Source organism: Mesorhizobium sp. M0106 (assembly GCF_040322715.1).
Taxonomy (GTDB): domain Bacteria; phylum Pseudomonadota; class Alphaproteobacteria; order Rhizobiales; family Rhizobiaceae; genus Mesorhizobium.
The window spans coordinates 1-16,898 of the sequence record NZ_JAMYUA010000077.1 but is presented as its reverse complement, the minus strand read 5'-3'; the positions used below and the strand labels follow the sequence as shown (position 1 = coordinate 16,898).

The window sequence follows — 16,898 nt, the reverse complement described above, 5'->3', positions numbered from 1 at the left end:
GGACCCATCACCTTCCGACACGGATTGCAGCACTTCCTGTCCATCGCCCATGGATGGGCGCTTCGAAATGTGTGAATCGCCTAGCGCTTCGCGCGGGGCGAGGAACCCAAGCCTGGCTCTACTCCGCAGCCTTCGGCTTGCTGATCGGCTCCCGTACCGTTCCATACTGGCTGCCCCAGCGGTCGGTCATCGCCCAGCGTATGTCCCAGAGTTCCGGGAAGAAGCGGTGGCGGGCGCCGGCTTCCAGCAATTCGACCGGCCGGCCCTTCAGCGATTTCGCGCCGAGGCCGATCGTGCGGTGGATGAGATAGAGGTGGTTGGCACGGAATTTCTGGAACAGCTCGTCGAACTCGATCAGCGCTTCGGCAACGACATAGCTGTCGCCGTGATCGTAGCCGGTATCGTAGACATCCTCGACCGAAAGGCCGCGGTCGTCGAGATATGACGCCTTGAAGGCCCGCCACAGATCGGGCGGCAGGCGCAGCAGCTGCTTGAAGCCCGGCGATTCCTGGCCGCTGCCATTGCCGAGCTGCAGCCGGATCTGCTGGTATTCCTTGGGCGACATGGTTTCGAGCAGGTCGAGCTGCGCCGTCATCAGCCGCATCAGCCGGTGCACGCGCGCCATCAGCGTGACGATGCGATGCGTGTCCTGCTTTTCCAGGAAATCGACGACATCGACCAGCGTATAGGCGATGAGCTTCATCCACAGCTCCTCGACCTGGTGCACGATCTGGAACTGCAGCTCGTCGGCATTCACCATCTCGGCCAGCGGCTTCTGGCAGGCCAGCAGCCTGTCGCATTTGAGGTAGACGCCATAGTCGCGCATCTCAGGCGTTTCGATGCGGGCATAATAATCCTGCTTGTCCATGGCCATGCTCCTTGCCCCGGCCGTTGGGCCGCAGGCGCTTGTTGGATCCCGGTTCCCCGAGTCTAACCGCTTTCTTGCCGAACATTGTCCCTTTCTGTTATTCGATTGGCGGGAAACGAAGGACGAAAGCTGCCTCCGAAGCAGATTGGAAGAACGAATGATGCTGGATGCGGTCGACCGGAAGATCATAGCTGCGCTCGAACGTGAGGCCCGCATCTCCTTTGCCGCGCTCGCCGACGAGGTCGGCTTGAGCAAGACGCCGTGCTGGAAGCGGGTCAAGGCGCTTGAGGACGCCGGCGTCATCCGCGGTTACTCGACCCGGATCGACCCGGCCAAGCTCGGCTTCGGCATCGAAGCCTTTATCCAGGTGTCGATCGATTTCGAACTGTCGGACGCCTTCGAGGCGGCAGTGCAGAAGCATCCGCTGATCCGCCGCTGCCACGCCACGACTGGCGAGGCCGACTATCTCCTGCAGATCGTCACCGTCGACATGATGGCGCTCGACAGGATGCTGCGCGAGGAGCTCAGCCGGCTGCCCGGCGTGCGGCGCACGATCACCTCGATGGCGATGCGCGAGATCAAGGGCGGCATCTCGTTCGCCAATGCCGTCGGGCATACGCAGACCAAGCGATAGACCGGTCAGGCCCTGGTCATCAATTCGCGTCCCAGCCGCTTCGGTTGCTCGGCGCGCAGAACCACATTTGTCGTCACCGTGCCGTAGTGGCCGATGCTGTCGACGATGCTTTCAAGATCGGGCGGTGACGGGACCACGACCTTGACCAGAAAACAATCCTCGCCGGTCACCCGCAGCACCTCGACCACCTCCGGCAATTGGGCGAACTTCTTCAGGCAGGCCTGGATATGCTCATGCGTGGTGCGCAGGCGGATGACCGCCATGGTGCCGAGCCCGAGCGCTGCCGAATTGATCACCGCCTTGTAACCGGTGATGACGCCGCGCTCCTCCAGCCGCTTCACCCGTTCCGAGGTGGCGGGCTGGGACAGTCCGACGCGGCGGCCAAGCTCGGAGATGCCGATGCGACCATCCTCCTGCATGATCTCAATGATCGCCAGATCGGTGGGGTCGAGCCTTGGCCGATAATCGCCGTTCCGCATGATCGCCCTTTAATCCATCGGATTTCGTCGCTGCTTTCCGATGATCTCTCATTCCGCCACCTGGGAGAAGACCTAGAATTGCACGCGCTGCATCAGGAAAGAAGGGCTTCGCATGACCGACTTCATCATTGTGCCGGGCATCGGCGGATCGGGCAAAGCCCACTGGCAGACACGTTGGCAGCAGGCAAACCCGGCGATGCGGCGGTTCAACCCGGCGAGTTGGGACGCGCCGGACCTCGACGACTGGGTGGCTGCGCTGGAAACCGCTGTATGCCAGGCAAGGACACCGCCGGTGCTCGTCGCCCATAGCCTCGGCTGTCTGCTCGTCGTACACTGGCAGCGGATCTCCCCCCGCTCTATCGCCGGCGCGTTGCTGGTCGCGGTTCCGGACCCTGCGTCGCCGGCCTTCCCCTCCTCCGCCCGGGCCTTCGCCGACGCACCGCAACAACGGCTTCGCTTTCCGTCGCTGATTGTCGCGAGCACCAACGATCCCTACGGCTCGCTGGACTATGCCAGGGCGAAATCCGAGCGATGGGGCAGCGATCTCCATATCGCCGGACCGCTTGGCCACATCAATGGCGACAGCGGGCTCGGCGACTGGCCGGCGGGAATGGAGCTGCTGACAGCTTTTCTAAGTCAAACGCAGGCAATCGCCCGAGGCGCCGTGCTTCAGCCGTAACCGCACCAGGACGGTTATCGCGCCGCCGCCCTGATCTGGTTTGCGCCGCGCCTCAGTTCGATGTCGCGGCAGGCGTGCTGAGTTCGAGGAACGGTACCGTCGAGCCCGGGATCATCGACTTCGGCAATTCGCCGTTCCATCTCTCCGCCTTGGTCAGTTCGACCAGCAGCGGATTGTTGGCGATTGCGGCGGCGCGAGCCTTGATGGCGCCCGCGGTCGCATCGCCTTCGACCCTGGTCTTGTAGGCGCTGGCCTCGGCTTCGGCCTTGACGCTGTCAGCGCGGCCCTTGGCCTGGGTGACGGCGATATCGGCCTTGATCTTTTCCTGCTGCAGGTTCTGTTCCTGCTTCTGCACCTCGACCTGCGCCGTCATCCTGGCTTCGACCGCCTGCTCGTAGGCATCGGAGAAGTCGATGTTCTCGACCTGCACGCTGTCGATCATCACCGGCCCGTCGGTTACCGCCGCGATGGCCTCGGCGACGTCCTTGTTGAACTTCGCCCGGTTCTGGATAACCGACACCGCGTCGTACTGGCCGAACACCGTCTTGATCTCCTGCGGTGCTTTCCTGGCAATGACACGGTCGGCCAGCGCTTCGATCGACCCGTAATTGGTGTAGACGTTGCTGACTTCGGCGGCCGGCACGTGGAAATTGACGGTGACGCGCATGTCGGCCGGCTGCTGGTCGCGCGAATAGGCCTGCATGGCCGGCAGGCCGCTGCAATCGTTCTGGTTCTCGCAGCCCCATTTGAGCACCTGCTGGCGCAGGCTGATCTTCTCGACGCGCTGCAGCCACGGCAGCTTGAAATGCAGTCCGGGATCAACGACCGAACTCAGCGCTCCGTTGGTCAAGAGCACGCCGCGGTCGCCCTGATCGATCGTGTACCAGGATCCAAACAGCGCAAAGACGCCGAGCGCCACGATGACGAGTGCGATCAGGCCGGAACCGATCGACCCCGATGCCATCCCCGGCTTGCCCTGCGGACGGCTTGAATTGCCTTGCGTTTCGGTCATCACCCCACCCCAACCTGATTGCCCGTGCTGCTTTGCCCACAATAGTGGCGGCATTGCAATCCTCTGGATATGGAAGGACCTTCGCGCCAGCCGGCCGGACCGGCGGGGTGGTTCAGGCCGGCTGGCGGATTTCCCCTCCAGCCGCAGCGCCAGGCTGGTAGGCGTTGCCTGGCGTGTCCTTCTGCCGTTCGGCATCGGTTTTGCGCTTCGGGCAATCCTCGTAGTCGTGGTCGCGCCCGCCGCAGTACGAGCAGCATTTTGCTGGCGCGTCGGAGCGAAGCATCGTTGCCATGCACAAGAATGCACGAAACCCGACAGATTGCGAAGGCTTGCGCACCGGCAAGGTCGATTTCGCCACGGAACCGCTGCCGCCGCCTGAAAGTTATCTGCTCATTGCAACCGGAGCACAGGACATGGCCGACGACCCGAACCGCTACGAGACCGGAGCGAGGAAATATCCGGCAAAGACGAGCCCCGACGCGGCCGACGAATTTTCGCAGGATGCGGCCGGCAACAAGCCACCTCCCGGCGGCATGGGATTGACCAGGCCGGCTGACGATTTCGACGACAGGACCCTGCATTCGGAGGGCCAGAACCCGCCGCGCGCAGCGATCCGGCCAGACGGCAAGGCCACCGCCAAGAAGCCCGGCAAGGACGCAAGACGATGAACGTCGCCAATCTCCAGCTCGAAGGATTGATGATGGCGATCGCGGCCGTCAACAACGCGCTGGTCCACAAGGGCCTGCTGTCGGTCGACGAGGTCGACATGGCGTTGCGCCGGGCCGAGGCGGCGATGACCAGCGACGAGCGTCTCTATGAAGACATGTCGCCATCCAACCGCGACGCCGTCTGCTTTCCGCTCAGGCTGCTGCAGGCGGCCAACAATGCCCAGGGTGAAACCGGCGTACCGTCCTTTGCCGAACTGGCCAGGATGGTCGGCCGGACCAAGGAGCCCTATAACGACCAGATGTGATGGAGGACGCCATGGCCGACGACAAATCCAAGACCAAGCAGGATCGCAAACTGGTCTCAGGCGAAGAGCCTTACGAGGTCGCTGCCTTTGCCCGCAAATACGGCATACCGCAAAGCGAGGCCGCGACCATCATCAAGCGTTACGGCCCCTCGAGGAGGAAGCTCGACGCGCATATGGCGAGCCGCAACGCCTGATCCAATTCTGGCGGCGGCCGCCGTTCACGCCGGAAGCGTCCCTGCCCTGCCGCCTTGTCGAGAGTATCGGCACCGTCAGCCGTGACCTGTCGGGTTCGCCCCTGTGGGATTCAACGCCTGGTTTTGACGGCCGCGGAATACTCGCGCAGCGCAACAACTCATTTACCTCGACGCTGTACCAGTCCGGTGAGCAAAGCCGGGGGTCGGATGCAGGAACAATTATTGCGCTACGAATGTGTCATGGAGCCGAACGGCCGTTGGATGGTGTGGGACATCGTTCACGATCTGCCGGCGCAATTTTCGGAAATCGCGCTGATCGGCCTGAGCCGTCGTGAAGCGGTTTCGCTCTGCCGGCTGCTCAACGAGACGAGCCGTTCCGAGACGCGGCAGAGCCGGGCCTCCTGAGAAGCGCGTGCGTCTCAGGCCTGCCCAGGCTAAGAGGATTTTACATGCGATCGACAATATTCGGTCTGGTCCTGCTGCTGCCGGCCGCCGCCCTGGCGGAGCCGATCGAGACCCAGAAGATCATCACGGCGGCGACCGGCGACTGGAACGGCGACGGCGCCGCCGATCTGGCGATGATCGTCGAGACCGAGCCCGGCTCTCCCATGGACCTGTATTTTTTCCTCAAAGATCGCGATGGCGATTTTCTAAAACCTGCCGGGATCGTGCATGATCAGATTGACGGGGAATGGAAGGATTACGACCGGCCGGGCCCCGCCACATCCGACACCGAGCCCGAACTCACTGCGCTCCCCAACGGTTCGATCAAGCTCTATATCCCGGCGATGGAGATCGGCAGCGAGCGGACCAACAAGACGCTGACGCTCGCCTGGCGCAACGGCACGTTCGTCGTCGCCGGTTTTGCCTACGAGTATTGGGATTACATGGACGACAATGTTGCCGGCGACTGCGACTACAATGTGCTGACCGGCAAGGGCAAAAGCAGCAAGAAGCTGGCGGACGGCACCACCAGGCAAGCGACCGTATCGGTCGAAGGCAAGGTCATTCCATTCGCGGAGTGGACCCCGGGCACTGGCTTCAGCGCTTGCGGAGAGTGAGAGGTTTCGGTTGCCTCACTGCAGCGGCGGCTTCCACAGCAGGCTGTTGCGATCGGCGGACTTGACGCGCAGCCAGGTTTCGCGGCCATCGCGCAGCACCCGGAGCGGGATCTCGGCACCCGCCGGGCCGCTCTTCCAAAGCTTGCGATAAAAATCGGCAAGCCCATCGACCGCCGTGTCGCGGACATCCGAGATGACATCGCCTTGGCGAAGGCCCGCCTGGGCGGCTGGACCGCCCTCGGCGACGCTCATCACCACGACCTTGCCGTCGCTCTCGGCCGAGAAGGCGCCGAGCCACGGCCGCGGCGGCCTGGCGACCTGCCCGCGCGTCAGCAGATCGTCGAGGATGGGCGGCAGAAGATCGATCGGCACCACCATGTTGATGTCGGCGACCTCGCCGTTGCGGCTCATCTGCAGGCGCAGCGAACCGATGCCGAGCAGCCTGCCATCCGCGCCGATGAGGCCGGCGCCGCCCCATGAGGGGTGAGCCGGCGCCGTGAAGATCGCCTCGTCGAGCAGATATTCCCAATAGCCGGCGAATTCCTGCTTGGTGACGATCCGCGCCCGCACGGAGCGGCCGACGCCGTCGGCGAGCACGACGGGATCGCCGATCTTGGCCCTGGACGCATCGCCGAGCGCAATGGCGGGCAGCCCGAGCGGCGCCAGCGCCTGCACCAGGCCGAAGCCCGACTCCTGGTCGTAGGCGAGCGCATGGGCGGGAACCACGCGCCCGTCCTGGTCGGCCAGCCAGACCTCCTCGGCCTCAGTGATGAGATAGCCGATGGTGAGTACCAGCCCGTCGCCGCGGATGACCACGCCACTGCCCTCACGGCGGGTGCCAAGTGTATTTGCCGTGAAGGCGTCCTCTGGCACGGTGGCGCGGACGGCCACAATGGATCGCAAAAGGGGTTCGATATTCATGCTTTGGTTCCTGGCAATGTTCGCAGGCTGATATGGGCTATAGGTATGGCGCAGGTGACCGGGCGCAAGAGGTGGCGCCGGCTTTGGCGTGGACCGGCGCCGCGCCGTTCGCGCCGGGGTTTTGCAACAGCGCCGGCAGCCCTATCTGTACCTACGGCTATCCCAAGCTGCCCTATGCAAAGTTCCTCCGCCATTGCCCACGTTGATATCTGATATCCTCCCAACCCAACCCTTCCAAAGGCCTCCCAAATGAACGACTACGCAACGGACCAATACACGCCGCCAAAAGTCTGGACCTGGAACAAGGCAAATGGCGGCGCTTTCGCCAGCATCAACCGGCCGATCGCCGGCCCGACGCATGACAAGAAATTGCCGGTCGGCAAGCATCCGCTGCAGCTTTATTCGCTGGCGACACCGAACGGCGTCAAGGTGACGATCATGCTGGAGGAACTTCTGGCGCTCGGCCACAGCGGCGCCGAATACGACGCCTGGCTTATCAGGATCAACGACGGCGACCAGTTCGGCAGCGGCTTCGTCGAGGTCAACCCCAACTCGAAGATCCCGGCCATGATGGATCGCAGTGGGAAAAAGCCGGTCCGCATCTTCGAATCCGGCTCGATCCTGCTCTACCTTGCCGAAAAATTCGGCGAATTCCTGCCGACGGAGCAGCCGGCTCGCGCCGAGACCCTGTCATGGCTGTTCTGGCAGATGGGCTCGGCGCCCTATCTCGGTGGCGGCTTCGGCCATTTCTACGCCTATGCGCCGACGAAGATCGAATATGCCATCGACCGCTTCGCCATGGAAACCAAGCGGCAGATGGACGTGCTCGACCGACGCCTCGCCGAAAGCGAGTATTTAGGCGGCAGCGACTATACGATTGCCGACATTGCGGTGTGGCCCTGGTATGGCGGGCTGGCCAAGGGCCGTATGTATGACGATTCCGGCGAGTTCCTGCAGGTGGAGCAGTACAAGAACGTGCAGCGCTGGGCCGACGCCATCGACGCGCGGCCGGCGGTCAAGCGCGGCCGCATGGTCAACCGCACCTTCGGCGAGCCTTCGATGCAGCTGCACGAGCGCCATGACGCCAGCGATTTCGAGACCAAGACGCAAGACAAGCTCGCGGCGGCCAAAAGCTAAGCGGATGACGCGCCGATCTCCCGCCTTGTAGGGGAGATCGGCAGCTTCGGCCGACTGCTCAAGCTCGCCTTCACCGCCGCCATCCACAGCCGGTCGATGTTGGCCAGGAATTTCTCGTCGAGTTTGTCGAGGTGCTTCCAGTACATGCCGTCCTCGAAGAAATAGCCGAGTTCCTTCTCGATCCTGTCGGCCTCCTCCGCCTGATCGAGCCGCAGGCCGGCAAGCATCTGCGCCTTCATTTCCGATATTCGCGAGGAAGAAAGCGCGCCGAGTTCATCGAGCGTCAGCCGCGGGAAGACCAGCCGGCTGCGCGGCAGGTCGGATAGGTTGACGCACAGGCAGCCGCGCCGAAGCGCATGGATGAGCAGGCGGGCCGACTTCGCCTCGAGGTTGCGCAGGGTGACGTCGTTGCGCAGCGGATCGGCGCGGCCGACGCCGTAAAAATGCGTGTTGCCGGGCTGGTCGTAGATCATGTCGCAGCCAAGGAATGCCAGCACGTCCGGCTTCTGACTGTGGATCGTCCAGTAGGCCGCCGTCATCGACATGGTGCCGCCAGCATAGACGAAGCCGCCAAAGCTGTTTTGCGCCGGCACGTAATGCGAGGCGCTGAAGATCTGCGCCTGCTGCAGGGGACCGCCTTGCGGCATCCGCTCCGCCGGGAAATCGCCGGCATGGACGAGGAAATCCCAGTCGGGGCGCACGCGCCAGGCGTTGTTGATGGCGACGATCTTGCCGAAGGCCTGCTTGGGCCAGGCGGCGGAGCGCACCACATCGGGGGCGCTACCGATCAGCAAGATCACGTTTGGCGTTCCGTCGATCACCACAACCCTCTCGACCGGCCGAAATGCATCTCGATGCCGCCCGGTTGAACGGCTTTATGGCCTCAACGGCCCATCGAAAACACCAGCCGGATTTAAGCTGGCATCAACAAAAGGGAGCTTGCCAACCGGTTGTAAAATGTGGCCTTAGGCACCGTCGTACAAGCAGCAGGCAGGTTTTCCCGCTAGCCCAAAAACGACGATATGAGTTGGGCGATATATATTAGTTGACTAAACTAGCGGAACGTCCAATGCACATTCCCAGAACCGAACATGTCCTGTCTAGACCATGATATCTATATGGGACATTACTACATAAGCTGAACGCGACCTCGACGGTTCGGCGGCACAGCCCTCAGACGCCGCGGCTTTGCCGCCGCGCCTTTCGCCCCGGATCCGTAGATCAACCGGACGACGAACAGGAAATATCCAACCTGCATGACGATCAAGGTCAAGATCGTCCAGGCCAGCGTCTTCCAGATTGAACCCGTCGCAAGGTAAGTCGAGATCGCCACGATGGACGATGTGGTGGTCAGCCCCACCAGGAACTGTGGAAAGTTCATGACTTTTCTGCGCCGCCCCGAAACTCGCTACAGCCGGGACGAACTCCCCTAACCCATTACCCCGGACCAACGTTTTCACTATTTCAGCAATTGCGCAAGCACCAAATAGAACAGCAGTTAACGTATGCTTCCGTGATCAAGCGCTGCATGTCAGGTCACCAAGGTGGGCTGGCTTGGACGGCGGCTGCGCGTCCCTCCTCCCCAACCAGCTCTCCATAACCCCTCACCGCCCCATCAAGCCCACGTATTCGCCACGTCTCCCCTTCCCGTGCCTCAAGATGGGACGGGCCGAGCGGCACTTTCCCTCCGCCGTCCGGCAGGTCCAGCACGTAGACGGGATTGCAGATGCCCGACAGGCGCGCACGCAAGGCGCTGACCAGCGCCTGGCCCTCGGCGATCGTGGTGCGCCGGTGCGCCATGCCGCGCACGAGATCGCCGTGGTGCAGATAATAGGGTTTGACGCCAAGGCGATACATCAGCTCGCGGCACAGCTCTTCCAGCACCTCGACCGTATCGTTCACGCCTTTCAGCAGAACGCTCTGGTTCAGCAGCACGAAGCCGCCCTGCCGCAACGCGCGGCAGGCCCGCTCGGTCGCCTCCGTGATTTCGCGTGGATGGTTGAAATGGGTGACGACAGTGACCATCAGCCGGCCCTGCAAGGCTTGAATCAACCCGCCGGTGACGCGCGACGGCAGCGCGACGGGTACGCGAGTGTGGATGCGCAACAGCCGCACATGCTGGATCGCCTCGACACGGGCGCGGATTTCCGCCAGCGCCCTGTCCGGCAGCGATAGCGGGTCGCCGCCGGTCAGGATCACCTCGCGGATTTCCGGATGGGCCGCGATATAGGCGAAGGCCGGCTCCAGCGCCTCGCGCGAAAAACCCCGGCCGATCGAAGTCAGCTGCTCCTTGCGAAAGCAGAACCGGCAATAGACCGCGCATTGATAGGTCGGGAACAACAGAACCCGGTCGGCATGTCGATGCGTCAATCTAGGCACGGGACTGAAGGCGTGGTCGGCGATCGGATCGTCGAGTTCGCCCTCCTGCTCTGCCAGTTCGTCGGGCGACGGGATGACCTGAAGCCGTATCGGATCGGCGGGGTCGTTCCAGTCGATCAGGTCGAGATAGGCCTTGGGAATGCGAACCTTGTGGCGCGTGGCCGCGGCTTCGGCCGCCGCCCGCTCGGCTGGCGACAGCGGCAGCGAATCCAGATCGCCTACATGCCGCACGCCCTCGCGAACATCGTCCCGCCATGCGGCATCCGCCTCGCGAGCGCGCCGGTCATCGGCTGCCACGCCTGCCGCATCGACCGCCATGCTGGCGTCGGGGATGTCGGGATGTGAGGTCATCGCAGGCTCCTTGAATTTCGGGCCGGGGTACAGCATTGGAGCCAGGACTTGAAGGCAATAAGTGGTGTTTGGCCCGGTTGGAGGGCGCGGCAGGAAGCCACAACCGGCCACTGATCAGAACAATCGTCCAACATCGCTGACGCAAAACATTAGCTTGCTCTTATATTAGCTTGAGCGTATACACATAAACGGCCGGTGATCTACCCCCCAACCGGTTAGGCTCGGCGCCAGTTCCCTCCCTACCCCTCAGGTCAACGACGCCGGGCCGCTCGGGCTCGCCCGGTCGCCCGCGGTCGAGACCGGATCGACCTCCTCGATGTCGATCATGCCCCCTGCTCAAGCAGCACCCAGCTGAACATGCCAGCTGAACACATCGGCGATGCCCGCGTCTGTCGGCCTTCCCGTCGCCGGCCGCGGTCGCTAATCTCGGATTGCGAAAAAGCTGGAGAACAGCGTATGGCGAACGACTTGTCGCCAAGGCTTTTGGAGATCGTCAATGCGCTGCCCTTGCGGCAGGGCATGCGAGTGCTGGAGATCGGCTGCGGACCGGGTGCTGCGGCGCGCGAGATCGCGCGCCGGATCGGCGGTGGGCACGTGCTGGCGATCGACCGCTCGGCCAAGGCCATCGCGCAGGCCGGGGCCGCCTCGCGCGCCGAGATTGCGGCAGGCCGGCTGAGCCTTCGCCAGGTCGCCATCGAGGATTTCGAGTTGGAAGCCGATGAGAAGCACTTCGACATTGCCGTTGCGGTGCGCGTCGGCGCGCTGGACGGGCGTCATCCCGAAGCAGGAAAAATTGCCCTGCGACGGCTCAAGGCGGCGTTGACCGCGCAAGGCCGGCTGTTCATCGACGGCGGCGATCCGCTGCGCGAAATTGCGATACATGGCTGAGCACCTTCGTGCTTGGCCTCCGGCATCGAGCGTCTACGTGACCGTAAGCGGCAGAGCCGGCCTCAGCTCCGCAACCCCGGCGCCTCCTGCCCGGTGCGCTCGACATATTCGGTATAGCCGCCGCCATAGGTGTGGATGCCCTCGGGCGTCAGTTCCAGCACCCGGTTCGACAGCGCCGCCAGGAAATGGCGGTCGTGCGAGACGAACAGCATGGTTCCCTCGTACTGCGACAGTGCCGTGATCAGCATCTCCTTGGTGGCGATGTCGAGGTGGTTGGTCGGCTCGTCCAGCACCAGCAAATTGGGCGGATCGAACAGCATCAGCGCCATCACCAGCCGCGCCTTCTCGCCGCCCGACAGCACGCGGCATTTCTTGTCGATCTCGTCGCCGGAAAAGCCGAAGCAGCCGGCCAGCGCCCTGAGCGGCGCCTGGCCGGCCTGCGGAAATGCGTTTTCCAGCGTCTGGAACACGGTGCGCTCGCCCTCCAGCACTTCCATGGCGTGCTGGGCGAAATAGCCCATCTTGACGCTGGGCCCGCGCGCCACCGTGCCATTGTCCGGCTCGGAAGCGCCAGCGACCAGCTTCAGCAGCGTCGACTTGCCTGCGCCGTTGACGCCCATGATGCACCAGCGCTCGCGGCGGCGCACCTGAAAATCCAATCCCTCGTAGATCGAGCGGCTGCCATAGCCCTTGTGCACGTTCTTCAGCGTCACCACGTCCTCGCCGCAGCGCGGCGCCGGCTGGAAGTCGAACGATACCTTCTGGCGGCGCTTGGGCGGCTCGACCCGGTCGATCTTGTCCAGCTTCTTCACCCGGCTCTGTACCTGGGCGGCATGTGAAGCCCGCGCCTTGAAGCGCTCGATGAAGGCGATCTCCTTGGCCAGCATCGCCTGCTGGCGCTCGAACTGCGCCTGCTGCTGCCGGTCGGCAATCGCCCGCTGCTGCTGGTAGAATTCGTAGTTGCCGGAGTAGGCGGTCAGCGAACCGCCGTCGATCTCGACCACCTTGTTGACGATGCGGTTCATGAACTCGCGGTCATGCGAAGTCATCAGCAGCGCGCCGTCATAGTTCTTCAGGAACTGCTCCAGCCAGATCAGGCTTTCGAGGTCGAGATGGTTGCTCGGTTCGTCGAGCAGCATGGCGTCGGGCCGCATCAAAAGGATCCTGGCCAGTGCCACGCGCATTTTCCAGCCGCCGGACAGTTTGCCGACGTCGCCGTCCATCATCTCCTGGCTGAAGCCAAGGCCGTCCAGCACCTCGCGCGCCCGGCCATCCAGCGCGTAGCCGTCGAGCTCCTCGAAGCGGTGCTGCGCCTCGCCGTAGCGGGCGATGATCTCGTCCATCTGGTCGGCCTGGTCAGGGTCGCCCATGGCGTGCTCGAGCTCGCGCATCTCGGCCGCCACTTCGCTGACCGGTCCGGCGCCGTCCATCACTTCGGCAACGGCGCTGCGGCCTTCCATGTCGCCGACATCTTGACTGAAATAGCCGATGGTGACGCCGCGATCGACGGAGACCTGGCCCTCGTCGGGCTGCTCCTCGCCGTTGATCATGCGAAACAGCGTCGTCTTGCCGGCGCCGTTGGGGCCGACCAGCCCGACCTTCTCGCCCCTCTGCAAGGCGGCGGAGGCTTCGATGAAGACGATCTGACGGCCGTTCTGCTTGCTGATGCTTTCGAGACGAATCATGGTTTCCAGGAAAGGCCAAAGGAGCGTTCCCGCGCCAATACGCGATAGGCCGCGCCGGCGGAAGCCCGCAGTGGTGAGGCGCCCCGCGCCAAATTGTCTGAACCCGCCAGTTGCTTCCCGGCTGGATCAGGCTTTGACGGCGTAGGGATGAGCCGGCGGATCAGCTATCGGTCAGGGCTTTTGTCGTCGCCAGCTTGACCCCGGCGGCGGCAAATGCCGCATTGTGCCGGGCGATGATCTCCGCGGCGGTCTCGCTGGTCTCGCTGGCCGCGTCGAGCGTGCTGTGGGCGTCGGAAACCACGGTGACGCCCAGGCCCGCTGCAAAGGCGCCCTTCACCGTGGCCGCCACGCAGAAATCGGTCTGCGCGCCGATCAGAACGACCTCGCCGGCGCCCTGCCCGGCCACCCATTCTGCAAGGGCGGCATTGCTGAACGCATCGCCGACACGCTTGGCGAAAGTCGGCTCGTCCTCGGCCTGGCCGAGCGCCGGCCACACCGGCCAGCCCGGCTCACCCGGCGCCAGAGGATCGCCCTGCGGCCCGTCATGCCGGACGAAGGCGACTTTGCGCCCGCTGCGCCGCGCCCACTCGATCAGCGCGCGGCTGCGGGCGACCATGCCGTCGGCATCGTGGATCGGCGGTTCGGCGACACCGTCGAACATGCCGGTCTGAAGGTCGATCACGATGAGCGGCGCAGCGGCCGCGGGGCTGGTCCCTGACATGGCCGCGAACATAGCGTTGGTGGTAGGCGGGTCAAGTATACGCGCCGAAGCCGACGCTGGAGCTGCCGATCTCCCCCTTGAGGGCAGGGCTATGGCAGGTGGAAAAGCCGAGGCTTTCGCTCTACGATGTACCCCCACCCCAACCCCTCCCCACAAGGGGGAGGGAGACTTCCGTTGGCACTGACCTCGGCAAATTGCCTGCCTTTCGGCGCCAAAGGGGAAGTTAAAGGCGCGCGGCAGCATTCCCTCCCCCTTGTGGGGCGGGTTAGGGTGGGGGTCCATCTTCGCAAGAATCCAAATGCGGTTGCCCAGCGCAACAGTCGGGGTGTCCAAGCCCCGGCGACGAAATTGGATATCCCGCAATCAATCCGGCGCGCCGGCGAAAAGCACCATCCTATCGCCGCCGCCAGCCGGCCAGTCCCTGATGCTGCGGTCATAGCCGCCGGTCAGCACCGCGCCGGCGGCGGCGAGGCAACCGCATAGATCGGGCCGGACTGGCTGTCGAACATGGCGAGCTGGTTGCCGGTCTGCAGGCGGTGAAACTGAGGCCGTCCGGCACCTCGCGAGCACGCCTCGCCCAGCGCCAGATACGCCTCGATGAAGCAAGCCGTGCCGATCACGATCATGGGGGCTGCAAGCAGCCTGTCACCAAACCTGTTCCTCTGTCCGCTCTGCAATGATGGCGCTCGGCGCCTGGCTTGTCGGTGATGGCTCGAAGTCTACCCCAGCCCGTAGGCAGCTGCCGCAGGCATCGCGGCGTTGCCGGGAGGCCGGTCGTGCGCTAGATCGCTCGCCGAGGATCTCGCTCGAGGCCAGCAATGGACGATTGGAAGCTACCTTGGGACGGCGGTTGTCTGTGCGGCGGGATACGCTTTCGCATCAGCGCCCCGCCCTTGCTGACGACGGCGTGTCACTGCACCGGCTGCCAGAAGCTGAGCGCCAGCGCGTATTCCTTGACCATCGCCGTGCCGAGCGACGGTTTCGTCGTCACCCAGGGCGAGCCGGTGGTCGGCGGCATGCACGGCCCGCACCGGCAGCTCTATTGCCCGCACTGCAAGAGCTGGATGTTCACGCGTCCGCATGGACTGGACTTTTTCGTCAACGTTCGCGCCACCATGCTGGACGAGCACCAATGGTACGTGCCTTTCGTCGAAGTCTTCACGTCGGAAAAGCTGCCCTGGGCTTCGACCGCCGCTACCCACAGTTTCGCAACGCAGCCCGACCTTGAGGGATACGCCCCTTTGATCGAGGCGTTCGCCCGCGAAGCGGCGCGGCCAACCTGACTCGTTGCCGCCCGGAAAGGCGGCGCCAGCCTCCGTGCCTCACTTCAACTCCACCCAGACCGGCGCGTGATCGCTGGCGCCGGTCTCGCCGCGCACGTCGCGGTCGATGCCCGCCGCTACCAGCCGGCGCGACAGCTTCTTGCTGAGCAAGATATGATCGAGGCGCAGGCCGGCATCGCGCGGCCAGCGATTGCGGCGGTAATCCCAGAATGTGTAGAGCGTCTCCGTCGGGTGCTTCTTGCGCAGCGCGTCAAGCCAGCCCTGGTCGAGCAGCCGCTGGAACGATGCGCGGCTTTCCGGCTGGACCAGCGCGTTGTCGTCATAGGAGCGGGTCGGGTAGATGTCGCGCGGCTCGGGCACGATGTTGTAGTCGCCGGCCAGCACCACCGGCAGGCCGGTGTCGAGTAACTTTGCCGCATGCGCCTCCAGCCTTTCGTGCCAGGCCAGCTTGTACTGGAATTTCGGGCCGGGCTGCGGATTGCCGTTCGGCGCGTAGAGGCAGGCGACGACGATGCCGTTGACCGCTGCCTCGATGTAGCGCGCCTGCTGGTCACTGTCGTCGCCGGGCAGCGCCTCGCGGGTCAGAACGGGTTCTGCGCCACGCGAAAGGATTGCGACGCCGTTCCAGGTCGGCTGCCCGACCCAAACTGCGCCGTAGCCGGCGGCCGCCAGCGCAGTGCGCGGAAACTGCGTCTGTCTGGCCTTGAGCTCCTGCAGGCAGGCGATGTCGGGTTTGGCGGTGGCCAGCCATGCGAGCAGGTTCGGCAGCCGGCTGTTGATGTTGTTGACGTTGAAGGTGGCGATCTTCATCGGCCTGCTTCAGCGCACGATGCGTTCGGTCCACGCCTTCACCGCATCGGCGAGTGTCTTCAAATGGTCGGCGGCGGAGAAACCGGAAATGCTCTTGCGCGGCTTCAGATCGTGGTCGCCGTCCTCCAGCCAGAGGATTTCGATTGCGTCGGAAAGATCGTAGGTCGCGACCTCGTCCCTCGTGCCGAACTCGTCGCGCGTGCCCTGGACGATCAAAGTCGGCGTCTTGAGGCCGGCGAGGTGTTTTGTCCGAAGCTGCGTCGGTTTGCCCGGCGGATGGAAGGGATAGCCAAGGCAAAGCAGGCCCGAGATCTCGCCCTTCGAAAACATCTCGTCGGCGATCATCGAAGCGACGCGTCCGCCCATCGACTTGCCGCCGATGATCAGCGGACCCTCCACGCCCTTCGCCCGGAGGTCGGCGATCGCCTTGACGTATTCCGGGTTCACCGTCTCGGCGCGCGGCGGCGGCTTGCGGTGGCCGTAGCGGCGAGCCGCCATGTAGTGGAATTCAAAGCGCGCGACGCGGAAGCCGGCTGCGGCCAGCGCCTTGGCGGTGGCGGTCATCGAGGGCGAGTCCATAGGAGCGCCTGCGCCATGGGCGAGCAGGATGGTGATGGCGGCGGTGTCGGGGCCGTCGAAGAGGAAGGTTGTCATGGGGACTCCAACGCTGGTGACCCCTTCTCCCCTTTGTTTGGACTGGGGACATCGCGAACAGATGTGCGAGGACATCGCGAACAGTTTGCATGCTATCGCGCCAGGACATTGAGGTCGATGGTTTCTATTTTCTGATGTCTGAACCAGGCGTCGAAGACACCGTCTGTGG

At 64.0% G+C, this 16,898-nt stretch carries 23 protein-coding genes; 10 read left to right on the top strand and 13 right to left on the bottom strand.

Going from position 1 to position 16,898, the window contains the following annotated elements; genetic code table 11:
* Positions 1-118 precede the first annotated feature (118 nt).
* A complete protein-coding gene (locus NKJ55_RS34015) occupies positions 119-868 on the bottom strand; it encodes a tryptophan 2,3-dioxygenase family protein (protein WP_352453705.1) in 750 nt (249 codons plus the stop codon).
* A 157-nt stretch (positions 869-1,025) separates the two neighbouring features.
* Between NKJ55_RS34015 and NKJ55_RS34010 the strand changes: the two genes are divergently transcribed.
* Positions 1,026-1,502, top strand: a complete 477-nt coding sequence (locus tag NKJ55_RS34010) for an Lrp/AsnC family transcriptional regulator (RefSeq protein WP_502904543.1) — start codon at positions 1,026-1,028, stop codon at positions 1,500-1,502.
* A 5-nt stretch (positions 1,503-1,507) separates the two neighbouring features.
* Here the strand turns inward: NKJ55_RS34010 and NKJ55_RS34005 are convergent, their stop codons facing one another.
* Positions 1,508-1,981 (bottom strand): Lrp/AsnC family transcriptional regulator, encoded by a 474-nt coding sequence (locus NKJ55_RS34005; RefSeq protein WP_352453704.1) that lies wholly within the window; start codon positions 1,979-1,981, stop codon positions 1,508-1,510.
* 112 nt (positions 1,982-2,093) lie between these two features.
* Here NKJ55_RS34005 and NKJ55_RS34000 point away from each other — a divergent pair, with 112 nt between their 5' ends.
* Positions 2,094-2,660 carry an RBBP9/YdeN family alpha/beta hydrolase gene (locus tag NKJ55_RS34000; RefSeq protein WP_352453703.1) on the top strand — a complete coding sequence of 189 codons (567 nt, stop codon included), beginning with the start codon at positions 2,094-2,096 and terminating at the stop codon, positions 2,658-2,660.
* A 52-nt stretch (positions 2,661-2,712) separates the two neighbouring features.
* Here the strand turns inward: NKJ55_RS34000 and NKJ55_RS33995 are convergent, their stop codons facing one another.
* Together NKJ55_RS33995 and NKJ55_RS33990 are read right to left on the bottom strand one after the other, a co-directional pair.
* Complete coding sequence (locus NKJ55_RS33995) at positions 2,713-3,672, bottom strand: prohibitin family protein (protein WP_352453702.1); 960 nt, start codon at positions 3,670-3,672, stop codon at positions 2,713-2,715.
* A 112-nt stretch (positions 3,673-3,784) separates the two neighbouring features.
* Positions 3,785-3,964, bottom strand: a complete 180-nt coding sequence (locus tag NKJ55_RS33990) for a hypothetical protein (RefSeq protein ID WP_352453701.1) — start codon at positions 3,962-3,964, stop codon at positions 3,785-3,787.
* Between NKJ55_RS33990 and NKJ55_RS33985 the strand changes: the two genes are divergently transcribed.
* From NKJ55_RS33985 to NKJ55_RS33965, 5 genes are all read left to right on the top strand, one after another.
* Positions 3,963-4,340 (top strand): hypothetical protein, encoded by a 378-nt coding sequence (locus NKJ55_RS33985; RefSeq protein ID WP_352453700.1) that lies wholly within the window; start codon positions 3,963-3,965, stop codon positions 4,338-4,340. The genes NKJ55_RS33990 and NKJ55_RS33985 overlap by 2 nt on opposite strands.
* On the top strand, positions 4,337-4,645 hold the full coding sequence (locus tag NKJ55_RS33980; protein WP_023675703.1) for a hypothetical protein: 309 nt from the start codon (positions 4,337-4,339) through the stop codon (positions 4,643-4,645). The genes NKJ55_RS33985 and NKJ55_RS33980 overlap by 4 nt, the downstream gene beginning before the upstream one ends.
* A gap of 11 nt (positions 4,646-4,656) precedes the next feature.
* The gene (locus NKJ55_RS33975) at positions 4,657-4,839 is read left to right on the top strand and encodes a DUF3606 domain-containing protein (RefSeq protein ID WP_023675702.1); all 183 of its coding nucleotides are present in this window, start codon (positions 4,657-4,659) and stop codon (positions 4,837-4,839) included.
* 222 nt (positions 4,840-5,061) lie between these two features.
* Entirely contained in the window at positions 5,062-5,244 is a 183-nt protein-coding gene (locus tag NKJ55_RS33970; protein ID WP_245274654.1) for a hypothetical protein, read from the top strand.
* A gap of 44 nt (positions 5,245-5,288) precedes the next feature.
* Entirely contained in the window at positions 5,289-5,900 is a 612-nt protein-coding gene (locus tag NKJ55_RS33965) for a hypothetical protein (RefSeq protein WP_352453699.1), read from the top strand.
* Positions 5,901-5,915: 15 nt separating this feature from the next.
* Here NKJ55_RS33965 and NKJ55_RS33960 read toward each other — a convergent pair whose 3' ends face one another.
* Entirely contained in the window at positions 5,916-6,821 is a 906-nt protein-coding gene (locus NKJ55_RS33960) for a S1C family serine protease (protein ID WP_023675699.1), read from the bottom strand.
* A gap of 249 nt (positions 6,822-7,070) precedes the next feature.
* On the opposite strand from NKJ55_RS33960, the gene yghU reads away from it, so the two are divergent.
* Entirely contained in the window at positions 7,071-7,958 is an 888-nt protein-coding gene (gene yghU / locus NKJ55_RS33955) for a glutathione-dependent disulfide-bond oxidoreductase (protein ID WP_352453698.1), read from the top strand.
* On the opposite strand, the gene NKJ55_RS33950 is transcribed toward yghU, so the two are convergent.
* The 3 genes from NKJ55_RS33950 to NKJ55_RS33940 all read right to left on the bottom strand — a co-directional run bounded on the left by NKJ55_RS33950 (position 7,955) and on the right by NKJ55_RS33940 (position 10,655).
* A complete protein-coding gene (locus NKJ55_RS33950) occupies positions 7,955-8,758 on the bottom strand; it encodes a hypothetical protein (protein ID WP_352453697.1) in 804 nt (267 codons plus the stop codon). The genes yghU and NKJ55_RS33950 overlap by 4 nt on opposite strands.
* Before the next feature lie 329 nt (positions 8,759-9,087).
* A complete protein-coding gene (locus tag NKJ55_RS33945; RefSeq protein WP_352453696.1) occupies positions 9,088-9,339 on the bottom strand; it encodes an exopolysaccharide production repressor protein in 252 nt (83 codons plus the stop codon).
* A gap of 155 nt (positions 9,340-9,494) precedes the next feature.
* Positions 9,495-10,655 carry a KamA family radical SAM protein gene (locus tag NKJ55_RS33940; protein ID WP_502904544.1) on the bottom strand — a complete coding sequence of 387 codons (1,161 nt, stop codon included), beginning with the start codon at positions 10,653-10,655 and terminating at the stop codon, positions 9,495-9,497.
* Positions 10,656-11,144: 489 nt separating this feature from the next.
* Between NKJ55_RS33940 and NKJ55_RS33935 the strand changes: the two genes are divergently transcribed.
* Positions 11,145-11,576, top strand: coding sequence for an SAM-dependent methyltransferase (locus tag NKJ55_RS33935; RefSeq protein ID WP_352453694.1), 432 nt, complete (start codon positions 11,145-11,147; stop codon positions 11,574-11,576).
* Positions 11,577-11,638: 62 nt separating this feature from the next.
* Here NKJ55_RS33935 and NKJ55_RS33930 read toward each other — a convergent pair whose 3' ends face one another.
* From NKJ55_RS33930 to NKJ55_RS33920, 3 genes are all read right to left on the bottom strand, one after another.
* Positions 11,639-13,261 carry an ABC-F family ATP-binding cassette domain-containing protein gene (locus NKJ55_RS33930; RefSeq protein WP_352453693.1) on the bottom strand — a complete coding sequence of 541 codons (1,623 nt, stop codon included), beginning with the start codon at positions 13,259-13,261 and terminating at the stop codon, positions 11,639-11,641.
* Between the two features lie 160 nt (positions 13,262-13,421).
* Positions 13,422-13,982: an isochorismatase family protein gene (locus NKJ55_RS33925; RefSeq protein ID WP_352453692.1), complete on the bottom strand. Its 561-nt coding sequence runs from the start codon at positions 13,980-13,982 to the stop codon at positions 13,422-13,424.
* A 446-nt stretch (positions 13,983-14,428) separates the two neighbouring features.
* Positions 14,429-14,608: a hypothetical protein gene (locus NKJ55_RS33920; protein WP_352453691.1), complete on the bottom strand. Its 180-nt coding sequence runs from the start codon at positions 14,606-14,608 to the stop codon at positions 14,429-14,431.
* A gap of 192 nt (positions 14,609-14,800) precedes the next feature.
* On the opposite strand from NKJ55_RS33920, the gene NKJ55_RS33915 reads away from it, so the two are divergent.
* Entirely contained in the window at positions 14,801-15,265 is a 465-nt protein-coding gene (locus NKJ55_RS33915) for a GFA family protein (protein WP_352453690.1), read from the top strand.
* Between the two features lie 39 nt (positions 15,266-15,304).
* Here NKJ55_RS33915 and NKJ55_RS33910 read toward each other — a convergent pair whose 3' ends face one another.
* On the bottom strand, positions 15,305-16,075 hold the full coding sequence (locus tag NKJ55_RS33910) for an exodeoxyribonuclease III (RefSeq protein ID WP_352453689.1): 771 nt from the start codon (positions 16,073-16,075) through the stop codon (positions 15,305-15,307).
* 9 nt (positions 16,076-16,084) lie between these two features.
* Positions 16,085-16,729, bottom strand: a complete 645-nt coding sequence (locus NKJ55_RS33905) for an alpha/beta hydrolase family protein (protein WP_023675686.1) — start codon at positions 16,727-16,729, stop codon at positions 16,085-16,087.
* Between the last annotated feature and the right edge of the window lie 169 nt (positions 16,730-16,898).